14 protein-coding genes and 1 pseudogene are annotated in these 16,765 nt (G+C 63.6%); 10 read left to right on the top strand and 5 right to left on the bottom strand.

Translation table 11 applies throughout. The features are described from left to right. Nucleotides 1-187: 187 nt before the first annotated feature. The 3 genes and pseudogenes from ATI53_RS24200 to ATI53_RS24360 all read right to left on the bottom strand — a co-directional run. On the bottom strand, nt 188-4,213 hold the full coding sequence (locus ATI53_RS24200) for an Ig-like domain-containing protein (protein ID WP_111550391.1): 4,026 nt from the start codon (nt 4,211-4,213) through the stop codon (nt 188-190). A 61-nt stretch (nt 4,214-4,274) separates the two neighbouring features. After that, complete coding sequence (locus ATI53_RS23880; protein ID WP_151521367.1) at nt 4,275-4,721, bottom strand: UxaA family hydrolase; 447 nt, start codon at nt 4,719-4,721, stop codon at nt 4,275-4,277. Nucleotides 4,722-4,758: 37 nt separating this feature from the next. Further along, a pseudogene (locus ATI53_RS24360) lies at nt 4,759-4,995 on the bottom strand (altronate dehydratase); the annotation flags it as partial. A 1,388-nt stretch (nt 4,996-6,383) separates the two neighbouring features. Here ATI53_RS24360 and ATI53_RS10775 point away from each other — a divergent pair. After that, nucleotides 6,384-7,277: a GGDEF domain-containing protein gene (locus tag ATI53_RS10775; protein ID WP_111550387.1), complete on the top strand. Its 894-nt coding sequence runs from the start codon at nt 6,384-6,386 to the stop codon at nt 7,275-7,277. A 62-nt stretch (nt 7,278-7,339) separates the two neighbouring features. Here ATI53_RS10775 and ATI53_RS10770 read toward each other — a convergent pair whose 3' ends face one another. Then, a complete protein-coding gene (locus ATI53_RS10770) occupies nt 7,340-8,989 on the bottom strand; it encodes a thiamine pyrophosphate-dependent enzyme (protein WP_111550386.1) in 1,650 nt (549 codons plus the stop codon). A 246-nt stretch (nt 8,990-9,235) separates the two neighbouring features. On the opposite strand from ATI53_RS10770, the gene ATI53_RS10765 reads away from it, so the two are divergent. The 9 genes from ATI53_RS10765 (at nt 9,236) to ATI53_RS10725 (ending at nt 15,782) form a co-directional block, all read left to right on the top strand. Further along, nucleotides 9,236-9,457: an STAS domain-containing protein gene (locus ATI53_RS10765; protein WP_240778565.1), complete on the top strand. Its 222-nt coding sequence runs from the start codon at nt 9,236-9,238 to the stop codon at nt 9,455-9,457. Further along, on the top strand, nt 9,454-9,828 hold the full coding sequence (locus ATI53_RS10760; RefSeq protein WP_009506159.1) for a response regulator: 375 nt from the start codon (nt 9,454-9,456) through the stop codon (nt 9,826-9,828). The genes ATI53_RS10765 and ATI53_RS10760 overlap by 4 nt, the downstream gene beginning before the upstream one ends. A 2-nt stretch (nt 9,829-9,830) precedes the next feature. Beyond that, on the top strand, nt 9,831-11,981 hold the full coding sequence (locus tag ATI53_RS10755; protein WP_111550385.1) for a chemotaxis protein CheA: 2,151 nt from the start codon (nt 9,831-9,833) through the stop codon (nt 11,979-11,981). Continuing rightward, nucleotides 11,974-12,441: a chemotaxis protein CheW gene (locus tag ATI53_RS10750; RefSeq protein WP_009506158.1), complete on the top strand. Its 468-nt coding sequence runs from the start codon at nt 11,974-11,976 to the stop codon at nt 12,439-12,441. Before ATI53_RS10755 ends, ATI53_RS10750 begins: the two co-directional genes overlap by 8 nt. Continuing rightward, the gene (locus tag ATI53_RS10745) at nt 12,438-13,310 is read left to right on the top strand and encodes a CheR family methyltransferase (RefSeq protein ID WP_009506157.1); all 873 of its coding nucleotides are present in this window, start codon (nt 12,438-12,440) and stop codon (nt 13,308-13,310) included. The genes ATI53_RS10750 and ATI53_RS10745 overlap by 4 nt, the downstream gene beginning before the upstream one ends. Before the next feature lie 9 nt (nt 13,311-13,319). Then, nucleotides 13,320-13,706, top strand: a complete 387-nt coding sequence (locus ATI53_RS10740; protein ID WP_034453243.1) for a response regulator — start codon at nt 13,320-13,322, stop codon at nt 13,704-13,706. A 1-nt stretch (nt 13,707) separates the two neighbouring features. After that, entirely contained in the window at nt 13,708-14,064 is a 357-nt protein-coding gene (locus ATI53_RS10735; RefSeq protein WP_009506155.1) for a DUF8776 family protein, read from the top strand. 108 nt (nt 14,065-14,172) lie between these two features. Further along, the gene (locus ATI53_RS24290) at nt 14,173-15,255 is read left to right on the top strand and encodes a CheB methylesterase domain-containing protein (RefSeq protein ID WP_311135991.1); all 1,083 of its coding nucleotides are present in this window, start codon (nt 14,173-14,175) and stop codon (nt 15,253-15,255) included. Beyond that, nucleotides 15,252-15,782, top strand: coding sequence for a chemotaxis protein CheD (locus ATI53_RS10725; protein ID WP_009506153.1), 531 nt, complete (start codon nt 15,252-15,254; stop codon nt 15,780-15,782). The genes ATI53_RS24290 and ATI53_RS10725 overlap by 4 nt, the downstream gene beginning before the upstream one ends. A 177-nt stretch (nt 15,783-15,959) precedes the next feature. Here the strand turns inward: ATI53_RS10725 and ATI53_RS10720 are convergent, their stop codons facing one another. Then, nucleotides 15,960-16,682 carry a proteasome-type protease gene (locus tag ATI53_RS10720; RefSeq protein ID WP_009506152.1) on the bottom strand — a complete coding sequence of 241 codons (723 nt, stop codon included), beginning with the start codon at nt 16,680-16,682 and terminating at the stop codon, nt 15,960-15,962. Nucleotides 16,683-16,765 lie beyond the last annotated feature (83 nt).

The raw sequence follows: 16,765 nt of genomic DNA, 5'->3' as shown, positions 1-16,765 counted from the left end.
GAAATGCCGCCCTGCGGGAACGGTCCCGTGGCGGTCGATCCGGATACCCGTAGTATTCGGGCGGTCGGGGTCGTCATCGGCCCGGTGATGCGCGCAAGCGGCTGAACGGCGGGATGACGTGGATCTGACCTGCGTGCATCGCGATGGCATCCGTAGTCCCCCACCGCAGATCGCAGGCCGGCGCCGTTCATAGTTCGAACACGTCGATGCCGGGCAGCGCCGGGTCAATCATGCCGCCGTCCATCCCGTCTGCCGCATCGTAAAGCGCAAAGGCGTCGGCCGCGGCGTGAACAAGTCCGCATGCCGCCGCCCCCCCGTACCCGGCGTAGACCAGGGCATCGTCGATGCTATGGTCATAAAGCTCATCCGGCGACGCGACCGAAAGGCTCGCCTGCCGGGCCTCGGCGCTGCCCGCCGCATGCGCTGCGTCGCCGAGCGGCGCAGGGCTGCGCGTGCCCCCCAGCACCGTCACGGTCACGGTCCCGAAGACGGGAAAATTGTTTGCGTCGCGCACGACAAAGCCGATGTCCACCTGCTGGCTGTCACCGTCTTCAAGCGCCACGAAATCCGAACCGGGATCAAAGCTCAGCACCCGCCCATCAAGCCGGGCGCTGCCCAGCGCGGGCTGTTGCGCGATCTCGTAGCGCAGCGTTTCGGGGCCTTCGTTGGCGTCGGGATCGTCGGCCAGCGTCGCCAGGTCAAGCGTCGCCGCGCCGCCGGATTCTGTCGCGATCAGGCTGCCGTCGGTGACGATGGGCAGATCGTTCAGCCCGTAAACCGTAATGCTGATGGTACCGGCGCCGGTGGCGCCGTGGATGTCGGTAACCTGCACCCCGATGTCGACCGTGCGCAGCTCACCGTGGATCAGCGCGGCGAAATCGTCCCCCTGTCTGAACAGCAGGGACTGGCCGGAAATCTCGGCGGTGCCCGCCTGCGGCGCCTGCGTCACCGCGTAGGACAGCGCACTGGAATAGCCGTCGGTGTCGATGTCCGACCCAAGCCGGGCCAGGTTCACGGTCTGGCTTGACGCGGTGGTCGGGACAAAGCCGGCTTCGTCCCGCATGGTGGGGGCGTCGTTGCGCCCTTCGACCGTGATCGTCACCTGCGATGTGGCACCATGGCCCTGGCTGTCGGTCGCGATCAGCGTGGCCACGATCTCCTGAGCCTGGCCTTCGGACAGGGACTGGAAATCGCTGCCGGGCGCATAGCGCAGCACGCCATCCACCAGCGACAACGCGCCCTGAGTGGCGGCGGTGGTGGCGGTATAGACAAGGGTTTCCGGCCCGTCTTCGGCATCCCGATCATCGCCAAGCGGGATCACGTCAAGCGTGACCTCGCCAGAGTCCTCGGACAGGGTCAGCGCAGCACTCGACAGCACCGGCGTGTCATTGATTCCATATATCGTTGCCGACAACCGGGCGCTGCGGGCGCCGCTGGCATCCGAGATCATGTAGTATACGCTGTCCGTCACCACCTGCCCGCCGTTAAGCGCGTCAAGCGACTGCGCATCGCCGTCAAGCGTATAGACGTAGCTTCCGTCCCGGTTGATGCGGAAGCTGCCGTAGGTGGCCGCGATGTCGGCCCCGACATTGTCCGCCGCCCCCGCGACACGGGCCACGACAAGCGGCGCCAGCGGATCGCTTGCCGCGTCGTTGGTCAGCACGTTACCGGTAAAGCCACGGCCCTTGTTTTCCTCGTTCAATGCCAGCACGTCGTCGCCCGCGATCAGTCCTTCGGTGCCTGTCACCACCTCGATCGCCTCGATCCCGTCGAGGGACAGGCCCAGAGTCACGAAATCCACTTCGATGATGCTGTCCATCCCGATGCGCGAGTGCCAGTTGGAAAGGTCGGTGACAAAGCGTGGGTCGGCCGCCTGTTCCGGGGTGAGCAGCAGCCGCAGCACATCCTGCCCGTCACCGCCATCAATGCTGTCGATCAGCGTATCGCCGGACCGCCAGACGATGACGTCGTCGCCCGCGCCCGCGTTCACGCGGTCAGCGCCGGCCCCGGCGAGGATACGGTCGTCCCCCCCTCCGCCATCGATACGGTCGTCGCCCGCGCCGCCGTCAAGCCGGTCGCGGTCGCGCCCCCCGAACAGCGTGTCATCGCCATCGCCGCTGCGCAGCACATCATTGCCGTTGCCCCCCAGCAGGCGGTCGTTGCCGCGCCCGCCCATGAGCGAATCAGCCCCGTCAAGGCCGGACAGGGTGTCGGCTCCATCGCCGCCCAGCAACGTGTCGTTGCCGCGCCCGCCGTTGGCCAGATCGTTGCCGCCATCGCCCGACAGCCTGTCGGCCAGATCACCGCCGAACAGCCGGTCGTCGCCGCGCCCGCCGAACAGCGTGTCCGCGCCGCCCGCGCCGGTGACAACATCCGCGCCGTCGCCGCCAAGCAGCCGGTCGCGCCCCGCCCCGCCGTTCACCGTGTCGCGCCCCACCCCGCCGTTCAGTGTATCGTTGCCATCCTGCCCGAAAAGCCGGTCAACGCCGCTGTTTCCGTACAGCCTGTCAGCGCCGCCGCCCCCCAGCAGCCGGTCCCACCCGTCGCCGCCGCTGAGCAGATCGTTGCCCGCGCCGCCCGACAGCGTGTCCGCCCCGGCGTTTCCGTACAGCCTGTCAGCGCCGCCGTCCCCCAGCAGCCGGTCCCACCCGTCGCCGCCGCTGAGCAGGTCGTTGCCCGCGCCGCCCGACAGCGTGTCCGCCCCGGCGTTGCCGTAGAGCCGGTCGGCGCCGCCCTCGCCGTCGATCTCGTCATGGTCGCCGTGGCCGCGTGCGGTATCGTTGCCCGCGCCCAGCAAGAACCAGTCGGCGCGGTCCGTGCCGGTGGCGTTTTCGGCACGGATCCCGTCAAAGATCCGCACCTTGCCCGCGTATTGCCCCAGTTCCAGCGTGTAATCGCCGATCTGCGCATCGAAAGTCGCCTCGACCGCAAGAAAGGCGCGCATGGTGGCGGGGGCCTTGTAGATCAGAAAGTCCTGGCGGGGCGTGACCACCAGCCCCCCCATGGCGTTGTAGAGTGACACGTCGAGCGACCGCAGGGTGTCGCTCTCGGGGGTCACCGTGGCGACATAGGTATAGCCATCGACAACGCCGCCTTCGATCTCGAACCAGTCTTCTTCGCCAAGGATGTTGGCCCGGGCGTCGGGGCCCGTGTCGTCGATATGACCGGTCCGCCGCCCCGGCCGTTCGATTGTGTCCGGGGTCAGCCGGTTGCCGCCGTGGTCGTCGGCGGGCGAGATCCAGATCTCGTACCCGCCGATGCCCCAGCCCGTCCGGCCTGGGGGCGGATCGCTTTGCACGGTGATGAAGACCTCGATCTCTTCGCCCGCGTCCCAATAGGGCGCGATGTCAAGCGACAGGCCCGCCACAGCCACGCCGCCGCTGGTGCTGCCGCCCAGCGGCTCGTAATGCCCCGAGCCGAGCCAGATCCCCAGCCCTCCGCCCGGCAGGCTGCTGGCCTCGTTGAGATCGACGTCGATGTCCCGAAGCGCAACGCGGGTGGTCGGCCCGACCGCGCTGCCGACGTGAATGTCGTATTCGAACCCCGCCCGCAGGGTGACGCTGAACACATCGACATCACCGCCCGCTTCAAGCTCGCCGCTGACGACGATGTCGGGCGCGGTCAGCGACGCGGTGGGCGCGGCGGTGATCTGCGCCGCGGTTTCCGGCGTGTCGCCCCAGTCGTCGCGCACGAAACCGCTGCCGTCGCCTTCGACCACCGTGATCTCGTAGGTATACGCCGTCGCCCCGTCGAGCGTGCCGCCGAAATAGGCGCCATAGGAGGATGAGAACACCCGCGACCAGACCCCCACGACCGAGGTGTACCAGCCCGAAAAATCATCGAGCGTATAGACGCCCAGATCGTACAACGGGTGGTCCCGCCCTGCGGTCTCTAGCGTCACGCGGTCGTAGCGGTCACCCCAGTCGACCACCGGATCGGTGATCGCGACCGCGCCGTCCGCCGCGAAGGTGTCGGCGGCGCCCGGCCATGTGACCCCGGCCGGCGCGGACCATGTGGTTTCGGTATCAAGGGTGAAAAGCGCGTTGCGCAGGATATCATTGCCGGTGGTCAGCACCACGGTATAGGTGCGTTCCGCTTCGGCCCAAAAGGTGAACCAGCCGCCGATCCCGGCGCCCGGACCGGACAGGCTGTAGGTGGTGCCCACCTCCAGTACGGTCGGTGTGCGAAAATCGCTTCCCAGATCCGATGGCATGTCAGCATCCCCCCTGCCTGACCCCGACGCGGGGCGCGATCAGGTAAAGCCATGAAAACCTTTACGCAACGCCAATATTGCACGGAAACGCGGCTTTGACCGAAGGTGTTGTGCCCCGGTCGCAGTCACGCGCAGTGCGACCGGGGCCGGGTGTCTGGTTCCCGGCCTTGCGTTCCCAGTGTTTGATTCCGCGCGCGTGATGACCCGGGCGATGCCCACGCAACGCGCCTTGCGGCATCGCACCGATCGTCAAGGACAGCGACACGTCTTGTTCGATCACCACGCCGCGGTCGATGTCGATGGCCTCGGGCCCGCGCCGCGCCAGATCGCTGTTGGACGCCAGCTTGTTCCGCGGCGCGGGCCTGGCACCAAAGCACGATCCGCAGCCGGTGGAAACGACCGTCAGCGTGGCGCCCGACGCCGCCTGCCCGGTGACCGCGCCCTGATCGTATCCGGGGCTGCCCACATAGACAAAGCCGACGGTGCCGTTCCGGTTTACCATAGGCATGGGCGCCCATCAGCGGTGCAAGGCCACCCTTGGCCACCGCCCCGACCGATTTTTCCAGAATGGGGGTCGCCCGCCCGTCTTGTCGCCGGAGCTTGGAAGTCTTGTCCAACGACGCTCCGCTCGCCGCGGCGCAGTCGCGCCACCGGTCGATCACCGTTTCGATCTTGACCCTTGTTTCGGGCGCTGCACGGGCGGCCAGCATGTGCTCGGCCCCATGGATTTCGGGGGTTTCCGACAGGATCAACGTACCCACCTCCGCGACTGCAATGTCCATCGCCAAGTTTCGGATGGTCGCGATCGCTCTTGCGCCTGCGCATCGGCGCGTTGATCCCCTCGCCCCGGCTGGACATGCCATGTCCCTGGTCGTGCACAATGGACGCGACGCGCCCGACGCCGGGGGGATTTCGGCGGCAGCACGCGGTTCGGATCGGCGGTGATGGCATTGCACGCGGGGCTTGAATGATTCGCCGAACCAGGATGCCAATGAAATATTGCATCCCCGCCCGCCATCCGGGTGCGGATAGCCGGCGAAGGAGGTGCGCGCGGGCGCCTGGGGCAGACATGCGGTGACGGCGCTGTGGGCCTGGCCGCACCAGGCCGCGCATAATTTTGCAAATGCGGATGGACGCCCGCCGCGATGCCTTGCGACGCGACACCCATCATCCGCCCGTACTTGCGGTTCCGAGCACCGGTCGCGATGCCGGCGGCGCGGTGGTCCAGAAACCGATTGGCGAACCGTTGCTGCGTCACCGCGCGGTAGGCGCGCAGCCCGGTCGCGGGCCCGCCTGCGCCTCAACGCCCATCACTGTGCGGACCTTGCCGCCCGCCGGCGTGCCGCGCAGGTTCGCATGCTGACATCGGGGTCGGCGCCCGCATCGCGCCAGAGCGACGCCATCACGGTGTACCCAAGGTGGAGGATGCGCAGCTTCCGCCATTCGATCCGTTCCCAATCCGGGAGCCGCCGCGCGTTCGATGATCGAGACGAGGGCGGGGCTGGGCGCTGCCGTCGCGCGCGCGTCGCTGCGGCGGCGGTCAGGTTGGCGTCGGGCACGCCGGTCTTTTTCGTCCATGCCGCCATCGGCCGGCACGCCCGGCGCGGCGCGGCGCGGCGCGCAGAAGCGCTGTCATGCTGGACATCGGCGGTCCTCTGACGGTTTTCAGCGCGGCTTCAAGCCTCGCGCCACCTTTCCCGGTCTTTCTGCAAAACCGCCTTGTCACGGACGGTCAAAGGCCCCCGTCCAGAGGATGGCCGCGCGCCCAGAGAGAACCGGGCTGTCAAGGCCCCCGTCAACGCGACTCTGGACCGGCTGTCGCGCCTGATTCCGGGCGAGACCATGGAACCGCAGGCGGGTGTTGCGGCGCACCTGGCGATCAGCCTGCGCCGTGCCCCAGCCGCGGCAGGCAAAACCACCGGGCGCGGGGCGACTGAAAACATCACCCGCTCCGCCGGCCTCCTGTCCAGCCCCCGCGGGGCGCTTGCGGCAGTGTCGGTGGCGGTCGGCCCGACACGGGGCTGAAAAACCTGCCGGGTTGCAGATTTTATCCGTTGAACGGCCTCTGCTGCGATAAATGCGGGGCGGATCATTGAATGGCGGGGGTTCTTAACCTCACCTTAAAGGGCTTTGGTGAAACCTTCCACCGTTTCACTGCGGGAGAAGATCCATGCGATTCCGTTTCCGCGCGGCAGACGTTTTGTCGAAAGCCGCGTCGCTGACCGCCTGGCCTGCGGCGCCGACAACGCGGCGGGTGCTGATGATTGCGCTTGCGGCGCCGATTGCCCCGGTCCCGGTGGTGATCGGGGCTGCGGCCTTGCTTCCCGGAGGAATCGCCGCCCGGCAGACATTGCTGGGCGTGTGTATCATCGCCGGGCTGGCATCCGCGATCTGTGCCGTCGCGCTGCTGTATTATCTGCTTGAAAGGGCGGGCGCACGCCGACCGAATTCACAGATCGAGCGCATGCTGGCCGCCCTGCTTGACGAAAGCGACGGGCGACCGCGCGCGGCACAGATCGGCCGTGCACCGGCCGCCACTCCGCACAAGGTGTTTCGCAAGGCGCAAAAGGATGCCCTTACAGGGCTGTGCAATCGCCTGGGCTTTGGCGCAGCCGTGCCAGTGCGCGGCGTCGGCGCGCTGATCTACGCGCGGATCGACGGCTTTCCCGGGCTGGTCGATTCGCTGGGTACCGCCGGGGCCAATCGGCTGCTGCGCCATGCCGCGCAGGTTTTGTTGCGCCCGCTGACGCATGACGACACGCTCGCCCGACTTTCAGGAGAGACTTTTGCCGCATGGCTGCCCGGCAGCACCGAAGAGCAGGCGTGGCAGATTGCCGCCAGGCTTCGCGCCGCCGTGAACGATCGGGTTCTGGTTCGTGGCAGAGGGGTCGGCCTGTCGGTCGGTCTGGCCGTCAGCGATGGCGTCGCGGATCGCGATACGCTGCTGACCCGCGCGGGCGCGGCACTGGATCTGGCCCGCGCAGGCGGGCATGGCGTGGTCCAGGCGGTCGATGGCGACGCCTCTTTCTTGTTCGAACAGGAGCGGCTGCGTCGGACCGGCTGATGACCGTCTGTCCCACACTCGCCCGGCCCCCGGCGGTGCCGAACGGGCGGCGCAGCGCGATCTCAGGAACCGTCTCGGATCTGGGTCAACGTGCGATAGGGCGTCAACGCCTCTTTGGAAACCGCAAGATCCAGAACCGCGCCCGTGGGCGAGGCCATAGCCCGATCAAATGCGTCTCCGAACGCGGCGGTGTCGTTCACCTGCTCGCCGTGCATGCCACAGGCCCGCGCGATGGCGGCGAAGTCCGGGTTCATCAGCTCCGTTCCACTGACCCGTGCAGGAAATTCCCGTTCCTGATGGGCCCGGATCGTGCCATAAGTGCCATTGTTCACGACGATGACGATGACTGCGGCCCCGGCCTGACGGGCGGTCGCCAATTCCATCATCGTCATCTGGATATCGCCGTCGCCCGCAAAACAGATCACGGTGCTTTCGGGGCGTTCCAGCTTGGCCGCGACGGCAGCGGGCAGCCCGTACCCCATTGACCCCGATTGCGGCGCCAGCAGTCGCATGCCCGGTCGAAACCGGAAAAACCGCGACGACCAGACCGCAAAGTTACCCGCCCCGTTGGTCAGCACCAGATCGCCCGTTTCAAATCGCTGCCGCAACGCGGCGCAGATCGTGACCATGTCGACCGGGCCGGGCTGTGCCGGAGCCTGGTCGATAAAATTCAAGTAAGATGAGCGGGCCGCTTCCCGCCATTCGCCCCAAGGGCCGACGAGCGCGCTTTCGAGCGCGCGCGCAAAGCGTTCCGGGCAGGCGTGAATGCCGATGGCAGGTCGGTAGACCTTGCCTATTTCGGCATCGGAAACATGCACATGAACGATCTTCTGTACCGGGTCCGGGACCTGTAGCAGGCGGTAGCCGTCGGTCATGTTCTCGCCAAACCGCGTGCCCAGAGCGAGGATCACATCGGCGTCGCGCAGCAACGCCTTGACCCCGGCGGCCATGCCCACGCCGGCGTCTCCGCAGAAGGTCGGCGAGTTGTTGTCGAACTGGTCTTGATACCGGAACGACGACACCACCGGGATGTCCGAAGCTTCGGCGAATCGCTGCAGCGCTTCGCTTGCCGCACGGGCCCAGGGCGCACCGCCAAGGATGATCAGAGGGCGTTCGGCCGTGGCGAGAAGCGCCTTCGTCGCCTCAATGGACTCGGCCGCGGGCGCCGGGCGAAACACCTGCACCGGCCCGCCTGAAGGCCTGACATCGGTCTGATCCATCAGCATATTTTCAGGCAGCGCCACGACCACAGGCCCCGGACGCCCCGCTGTGGCCATGATCCATGCGCGTGACAGAAGTTCGGGCACCCGATCGATATCGTCAATCTCCGTGACCCATTTCGCCATGGAGCCAAAGACCGCCCGGTAGTTCACCTCCTGAAAGGCTTCGCGTTCGCGCATTTCGGTGCCGATCTGGCCGACCAGCAGCATCATCGGCGCGCTGTCCTGCATCGCCGTATGCACGCCGATAGACGCGTTCGTGGCACCCGGACCGCGTGTCACCATGCAGATACCCGGCTGGCCGGTCAGCTTGCCATGGGCGGCGGCCATGAAGGCGGCCCCGCCCTCGTGACGGCAATTCACAAAGTCGATTCCACTGCCCGGAAGCGCGTCGAGCACCGCCAGATAGCTTTCCCCCGGCACGCCAAAGGCCCGGCGCGCCCCCAGCGCCGTCAGGCAATCCACCACGAGTTTTCCGCCGTTGCGCGTCATGTCCGTCTCCTTCGTCACGGACACCGTTCTGGGCCGATCGAACGCGCGCTGCAAGCGGGTCAGGATTCAGTGATTGCCAGAACGGTTTGTTAAGACCCCGGACGTATTCCTTTTGTTGATCCGGCGGCGACCTCCGCCGCCGGTAGTTTCATCCGCGACGCTGCCAGAGGGGCCTTTCACACGATGCCCGAAGATCACGTTCACATCCTGGAACCCGCGCGAAATCGCAATGGCGAAGACGCGTTGGTGCCATTCCTGCTTGGGGCCCGTCATGCGCCCGTCACGATTTCGGCGCGCGACGTCAGTCGGATCGATGCGCACCGCCTGCAACTGCTGCTCGTCGCACGAAAGCAGTGGGCCAAAGAAGGGCTGGCCTTCCGCCTGACAGAGGCGAACGACACCTTCCGCGCCGGGCTTGAACGCCTGGGCCTCGCTTCCGATCACTTCGACAAGGACCCGATTCAATGACAACCAAAGTCCTCGCGATCGACGATTCCCGAACCATCCGGAACCTGCTGCGCGTTTCGCTGGAGGGTGCCGGCTTCGAATACCACTCCGCCAGCGACGGGGTCGAAGGGGTCGAACAGTTCTCGGAAGTCGAACCCGATGTCGTCATCACCGACATAAACATGCCGAACCTGGACGGGTTCGGGGTCATCGAGTCCCTGCGAAAGGGACCGAACCGAACCACCGTTCCGATCATCGTGCTCACCACCGAAAGCGGCCAGGACCTGAAAACCCGCGCCCGTGAAGCCGGTGCCACGGGCTGGATCGTAAAGCCCTTCGACGACGCCTCGCTGGTGTCGGTTCTGCGCAGACTCACTGGACACGCGGTGTAACCATGTCGATGAATTCCATTCGCGATACCTTTTTTGAAGAATGCGAAGAGCTTCTCGAAGCTTTGGTCGAAGGCCTGTCGGCGATGGAGGAAAACGCCGAAGACATGGACGTGGTCAACGCGGTTTTCCGCTCTGTGCACTCCATAAAAGGCGGCGCCGGGGCCTTCGGTCTCAACCGGCTTGTGGGCTTCGCCCATATTTTCGAGACTGTGATGGACAAGGTCCGGTCACAGGAAATCAAGGTGGACGAAGAGCTGATGCTACTCTTCCACCGTTCGGGCGACCAGCTTGCCGATCTGGTCGAAGCCGCGCGCGACGACCGCGAACCCGACGCAGAATCCGAAGCGGCGATCATCAAAGAGCTTGACGCACACCTTGGTGATCAGCCCGAGGAGGAGGACTTCGACTTCGCGGCGGTGACGCTGGACTTCGATGCCCCGCAGATCGACCTGCCCGAGGCTGACGCCGGGCCATCCCTGAGGCGCTTCAATATCCGCTTCAAACCGACCGCGGCGCTTTACGCCAACGGTCACGAACCGCTGCTCCTGTTTGACGCGCTCGCCGAACTTGGGACGCTGTCAGTCAAGGCGGATCTGTCCGGGGTGCCGGATTTCGACGCCTTCGATCCAGACAGTGCAGTTCTCGACTGGACCCTGGCGCTGGACACTTCAGAAGACGAAACCGTGCTGCATGAGGTCTTTGAGTTCGTGGACTCACTCTGCGACCTGGAAATATCGGTTGATGAGGCCGCTCTTCCAGATGTCGAGATGCTGCCCGAGCCGCAAAGCATGGCGGAGGCGCATGGAACGCCGGACCCCGCGATGGCATCGCCCCCCCCCGAAACGAGACCGGCGCCTGACGCCAAAATGACGGAACCCAGCCAGAAATCAGCCTCTAAACAGGTTGCTCCCTCGCGCGATGAACCTCGCGGCCCCAAGCCGACATTGCGTGTCGATCTCGACCGAGTCGACCGGCTGATCAACACCGTGGGCGAGCTGATCATCAATCAGGCGATGATTTCACAGCGTATAGAAGAGCTTGAACTTCCCGCTGTTGCCCATTTGACCAACGAACTGGAAGCATACAAGCTTCTGGCGCGTGACATTCAGGAAGGCGTGATGGCCATTCGCGCACAACCGGTCAAGCCGTTGTTCCAAAGAATGTCCCGCATTGTCCGTGAAGCCTCGGAAGCGACGGGCAAAAAGTCCAAGCTGATCACCGTCGGCGACTCGACCGAGGTTGACAAGACGGTAATTGAACGGCTTGCGGACCCGTTGACCCACATGGTGCGCAATGCTGTCGATCATGGGCTTGAAAGTCCGGAAAAGCGGGTCGAAGCTGGCAAGGAAGCAATCGGGACGATTCGCCTATCGGCATCTCACAGATCCGGAAGCGTCTTCATCGAGATTGCGGACGATGGCGCTGGCCTGAACCGCCCGCGCATTCTTGAAAAAGGTATCGAGAAAGGCCTTGTTCCGCCCGATACCGAGCTTTCGGATCAAGAGATCGACAACCTTCTCTTTATGCCCGGTTTCTCGACCGCATCCGAAGTATCGAACCTATCGGGGCGCGGCGTAGGTATGGACGTCGTGAAAAACGCCGTCGCCGCCCTTGGCGGACGTGTCTCGATCACGACAAGCCCTGGCAGCGGAACAACCTTCACCATTGTTCTTCCTCTCACGCTTGCGGTGATGGACGGGTTCGTCATTTCGATCGCAGACCAAACAATGGTAATACCGATCGCGTCCATAATTGAGACCATTCGACCCAGTCGTCGTGATCTGCACTGCATTGGCACCGACGGAGAAGTTATTTCCGTTCGCGGATCCTATGTTCCGATTGTCGATGTCGCGCGCAATCTTGGGCTGTCCGGCGGCGCAAGGGACATCAACGGCGGTGTACTTCTTCTTGTCAGTACTGAGGGGCAAGGCCTCACGGCGCTCCGCGTCGGAGCGATCCACGATCAACGCCAAGTCGTAATCAAAAGCCTCGAAAGCAACTATGGCGCCATCCCTGGCGTTTCTGCCGCAACGATCCTCGGCGATGGCAAGATCGCTCTTATTCTCGATCCAGACGAACTTGTGAAACTTCATCCGGGTCTTCACTACAGTCCACCCGCATCCCCCCCCAGAATGGAGCTGCGTCATGCTTGATGTCACCGAAGCGCCGACCGAAACCCAGTTCGAATTCATCACCTTTTCCTCGGGCGAGCAAAGTTTTTGCCTCGAAATCACGCAGATCCGCGAGATCCGACGTTGGACGCCCGTCACCAAGTTGCCGCACACTCCGGCGGATGTTCTCGGTGTCATGAATCTGCGCGGTGCGGTAATCCCCATCTTCGATCTGGCTGCGCGATTTGGTTTTGGCGAGACACCGGACAACGAGCGCAACGTCGTGATTGTCGCCGCTGCTGGCGGCACAACGATCGGCCTTCTCGTGGAGTCTGTATCAGAAATTCTTTCCGTCGCGAAATCGGCAATTCAGGAAACCCCCGATATCAAATCCGAGGCAGCACGCCAGGCAATCCTCGGCGTGATCTCAGTCGGAGAGAACATGGTACGAGTCGTTAACCTTGACGCAGTGCTGGTCAACGACATGGGAGGAGGAGTATGAACACCGCCCCGGCGGGGCTGAACACTCGGGAATTCAGTTTCACCGACGCTGATTTCCGTGCGCTCGCCAAACTTGCGCATTCGGAATTTGGTCTCGCCCTGGCTGAAAGTAAAAAGCCCCTGGTCTATTCGCGCTTGGCCCGCCGGCTGAGGGCGCGAGAAGTAAATGAGTTCTCTGACTACATGAAATTGCTCACGAAGACGGACGAGACGGACGAACGATTGCAGTTGATTTCCGCGCTTACCACCAACGTCACCAGCTTTTTTCGCGAGAAGCATCATTTTGCGACTTTGCGCGAAAAGCTGGTGCCAGAATTGGCACAGCAGGCGCGCGTCCGGATATGGTCGGCAGGGTGCTCATCGGGCCAGGAACCCTTTTCCATCGCGATGACGCTTCATGACAGTTTACCCGAGCGCGCGCGCCGAGATGTGCGCCTCCTTGCGACGGATATCGACCCTGCAGTTGTGTCCCGGGCTCGTGCGGCGAAATACCCCAAGGAAGAGGCAGAGACAATCCCCGAAGATCTCCGGCGCCGGTGGACCACAACCTGCCCGGATGACCCCGACAAGGTCGCGATTTCGGCGGCAATGCGCGATATGATCTCCTTTGCGGAGCTCAATCTGATGCAGGAGTGGCCATTCAAGGGGCCGTTCGATGCCATCTTTTGCCGAAATGTAGCGATCTACTTCGATCAGAACACGCAGAAACGCCTCTGGGCGCGCTTCACAGACATGCTGCGCCCCGGCGGTTACCTGTTCATCGGTCATTCCGAGCGGGTCACCGGCGACGCGCTCGCCACCCTGACAACGGCCGGGGTCACCACCTACCGCAAGAACGGCGGCGCCGACACGGGCAACGCCGCGCATTAGGAGAAAAGAATGAGTCTCAAGGATTCCCTCCGGGTCATGGTGGTCGACGACATGGCCACCAGCCGTGGATTGATCACTCAGGCACTCGATGAGATTGGTATCAAGAACTACCTGACAGAAAATGACGGCCAAAAGGCGCTTGCGCGAATTCTGGGAAGCCCAGTTCACTTGATTCTGTCCGATTTCAACATGCCCAACATGGATGGCTTGGGTCTGTTGCAGGCCGTGCGAAAAAACCAGGCGACCCAGCGTATGGGTTTCATCCTCGTCACGGGCAAACCGACTCCTCAAATGGTAGCGGATGCGAAGAAATGGGGATTGAACAACATGATCAAGAAACCCTTCACGTCGCAGTCCATGAAGCAGTGCATCGAGAGCGTGGTCGGGAAGCTCTGATATGCTCATTTCGGACGCGCATTTGACCCCTAGCAAGGCGGGCCGGCTCTTGTCGCAAGAGATCCGGCACCTTCAGCAACGCCTTGAACGGCTCGAGCACGGAATGGAAGAGGTCTATACCGACGGGAGCGCGCGTCTTGGCAACGTGGCCATCACGGCGCTTCAGGAGCTCGACATGCTTGCCCAATCAACCGACGCACTTGCCACCTACGTTGAGAAGCTGGCCGCCAGGCTGGACGATCATCACACCGTCGACCTGACAAGGGAACTTTCGGCAATTCCTCTGCGGGATCTCGGTCGCCGCCTGAGCGGATCGGACCATGAGGAACTTAGCGCGAACCCTCCAGAGCTTTTCTGACTTCGAAACTAGGCTCGAAACTGAAGGCGGTACAGCCGCCGACGGCTTCGGAAATCGATCGGGACGGCATCGGTTCAAAGCATATCATGCCTGGGGGCGCTGTTTAACATGAGAAAGGTATCGTGGATGAGCACGATCACGCTGATCATCGCAGTCCCGGACATGGGCTTGCGCCGAAAGATCGCGACGGACCTATGCGCCGCCCCGATGGTTCAAATCATCAGCGAAACGCGTGATCTTATGGCAACCTACACAGAGGTTGAGGAGAAGACACCGATGGCCGTCGTGATCTCGGGCCAATTGGCGCGAGAACCTGAATTCGAGGTCATGCGCGCGCTCTTCTCCGCTTTGGATGTGCGCTGGCTTGTGATCAGCGATCAAACCGGCGGAGGGTGGCGCGACCAGGAATCCCCGTGGGAGCGGAACTCGGATCTTTTTCCGATCAGCGGCAGCATCAGCGGTGCGGAACTGATTGAGCGACTTCAAACCGTCACACGCAGATCTCGGCGACACGGCGCTGCGTCCGGCGCCGTATCACCGGCGCGCCAAACGATCACAAACCCGGCGCCCCCTGCTGAAATGGCGGACTCTGGGGCGTTTATTCTAATCGGCGCATCGACCGGAGGTGTTGATGCCTTGATTTCGGTGCTGTCGTGCTTTCCGCCCGATTGTCCCCCGACCTTCATCGTGCAGCATACCGGCGGCGGGTTCGGTGAAAGCTTGACCCGACTGCTTGACAGGCAATGCGCAGCCGAAGTGCGCGCCGCACGGGATGGTGACCGGATCGGCCGCGGCCAGATCGCCCTTGCAGCAGGAAGCAGGGCGCATATGCGGCTTGGGGGCGGGCGCCCGATGCGCATCACCCTGCTTGCCGGGACGCCGATCTCCGGCCACATGCCCTCCGTAGATGCCATGTTCCAGTCTGCGGTGCCGGGGGCAAGCCGTGCGGTGGCCGCATTGTTGACCGGAATGGGCCGCGACGGCGCGCGGGGACTCAAGGCCTTGCACGATGCCGGCGCCTGCACCATCGCCCAGGACGAAGCGACGAGCACGGTCTACGGAATGCCCCGCGCCGCAATGGAACTTGACGCAGCACGTCGGTGCCTGCCGCTGCAAAAGATCGGGCCCGAAATCCTGCGTGCCTGCGCTGCGATCCCGCCCAGAGCAACGCAAAGGAGGGCCACAACATGATGCAAGCTAACGAAACACTCGTGAATGTCGTTCAGGGCGAATATCATATCTCGAATGACGTTAATTGCGTCCTGTCCACCGTCTTGGGGTCCTGCGCGGCCGTCTGCCTGACCGACTCGGTCGCAAGGCTTGGCGGCATGAATCATTTTCTCCTTCCCAGCCGATCCGGCGCCGAAGGAGAGGATATCCGGTATGGTGCCTACTCCATGGAATTACTGATCAACAACATGCTCAAGCAAGGCGCCCAGAAAAATCGCCTGGTGGCCAAGCTTTTCGGCGGTGCCAAGATGCTGTCTCACTTGCGCGACATCGGCACGTCGAACACTGCATTCGCAAAGGAGTTCCTGCAAAACGAAGGCATCCCGGTCGCGTCCGAAAGCATCGGGGGCCATGCCGCAAGACGCATCCGTTTCTGGCCGACAGACGGGCGCGTGAAACAATATATAGTGCCCGGAGAGGTCGAGCGCATTGCACCGACCGTCAAGGTGCCGCCGCCGCCAAGCCACGGTGAGATCACGCTTTTTTGAAAAACTGTTGCACGGGCCCGGTTCGCCGGTCTCTTCCCGAAAGATCGGCCGGATATGCACGCGGCGGCACAAAAAGCGCGGCCCGGTGTCGTCGCAACCTGACGCGTGGCACCGTCAGCGGGAATGCTCGTCAGCGCGCCGCTCGTCAGTTGGTCCCGTCGTCGGCTGGACCCGTCGTCAGCTTGGATCAATCTGCTGGAAAGCGCTGCGCAACGCATCAGACCAGGCGTGGCTCATGCGTGCGAACCCTTCGTCATCGGCTTCGATCCGACGCCGCCGGCCGATCCTGAAACTGTCGGCTTCGATGATCGCGAAATCCAGTGGCATGCCCACGCTCAGATTTGACCGAAGCGTCGAATCCATGGACAAGAGCACAGCCTTTTCAGCATCTTCCAACGTGGTGGACGGGTCGATCACCCGATCGAGGATCGGCTTGCCGTACTTGTGCTCTCCGATTTGCAAAAACGGGGTGTCCGAGGTCGCCTCGATGAAATTGCCCTCGGGATAGATCAGGAACATGCGCATGGGTCCGCCCTTGCGTTGTCCCGCCACGATCATCGACGCGCTGGCGCTCTGGCTCATCCGCTCCATCTTCGCGGAGACTTCAGCAGTCACGTCGGACAGTGTATTTCCAACGATCTCGGCCACTTGCAGCATCGTCGGCGCCCGCAGAATGGATTTGTCGTTTTCGGGCTCCTCGATGGCATCGTTGAGCAGCGCCATGGTCGTCTGCGTGATCGACAAGGACCCCGCCGTCATGATCCCTATCGCCCGCTCGCCCGGTGTTTCGAACAGAAACATCTTGCGATAGGTCGCGATATTGTCGAGCCCCGCATTCGTTCGGGTATCGGACAACAGGACAATCCCCGCGTCCAGCATCAATCCAACGCAATAGGTCATTGCGACTCCCCTGCACAAACGGCACCGCAACGGCTATAAAGAGCCGCCGGGCGGGGGGCAATGGCGTTGCGCAGTCGGGGCCG

The sequence above is a fragment of the Salipiger aestuarii genome, assembly GCF_003259905.1.
Lineage (GTDB): Bacteria > Pseudomonadota > Alphaproteobacteria > Rhodobacterales > Rhodobacteraceae > Salipiger > Salipiger aestuarii.
Note: the sequence above shows the minus strand (reverse complement) of the source record. Positions and strands in the feature narration are given on the sequence as shown.

What these genes read in the sequence shown, in the direction of transcription:
- ATI53_RS24290 (WP_311135991.1), top strand. Translation starts at nt 14,173, where the DNA reads ATGAGAAAGGTATCGTGGATGAGCACGATCACGCTGATCATCGCAGTC.
- ATI53_RS10755 (WP_111550385.1), top strand. Translation starts at nt 9,831, where the DNA reads ATGTCGATGAATTCCATTCGCGATACCTTTTTTGAAGAATGCGAAGAG.
- ATI53_RS10750 (WP_009506158.1), top strand. Translation starts at nt 11,974, where the DNA reads ATGCTTGATGTCACCGAAGCGCCGACCGAAACCCAGTTCGAATTCATC.
- ATI53_RS10720 (WP_009506152.1), bottom strand. Translation starts at nt 16,682, where the DNA reads ATGACCTATTGCGTTGGATTGATGCTGGACGCGGGGATTGTCCTGTTG.
- ATI53_RS10745 (WP_009506157.1), top strand. Translation starts at nt 12,438, where the DNA reads ATGAACACCGCCCCGGCGGGGCTGAACACTCGGGAATTCAGTTTCACC.
- ATI53_RS10740 (WP_034453243.1), top strand. Translation starts at nt 13,320, where the DNA reads ATGAGTCTCAAGGATTCCCTCCGGGTCATGGTGGTCGACGACATGGCC.
- ATI53_RS24200 (WP_111550391.1), bottom strand. Translation starts at nt 4,213, where the DNA reads ATGCCATCGGATCTGGGAAGCGATTTTCGCACACCGACCGTACTGGAG.
- ATI53_RS10725 (WP_009506153.1), top strand. Translation starts at nt 15,252, where the DNA reads ATGATGCAAGCTAACGAAACACTCGTGAATGTCGTTCAGGGCGAATAT.
- ATI53_RS23880 (WP_151521367.1), bottom strand. Translation starts at nt 4,721, where the DNA reads ATGCCTATGGTAAACCGGAACGGCACCGTCGGCTTTGTCTATGTGGGC.
- ATI53_RS10775 (WP_111550387.1), top strand. Translation starts at nt 6,384, where the DNA reads ATGCGATTCCGTTTCCGCGCGGCAGACGTTTTGTCGAAAGCCGCGTCG.
- ATI53_RS10760 (WP_009506159.1), top strand. Translation starts at nt 9,454, where the DNA reads ATGACAACCAAAGTCCTCGCGATCGACGATTCCCGAACCATCCGGAAC.
- ATI53_RS10735 (WP_009506155.1), top strand. Translation starts at nt 13,708, where the DNA reads ATGCTCATTTCGGACGCGCATTTGACCCCTAGCAAGGCGGGCCGGCTC.
- ATI53_RS10770 (WP_111550386.1), bottom strand. Translation starts at nt 8,989, where the DNA reads ATGACGCGCAACGGCGGAAAACTCGTGGTGGATTGCCTGACGGCGCTG.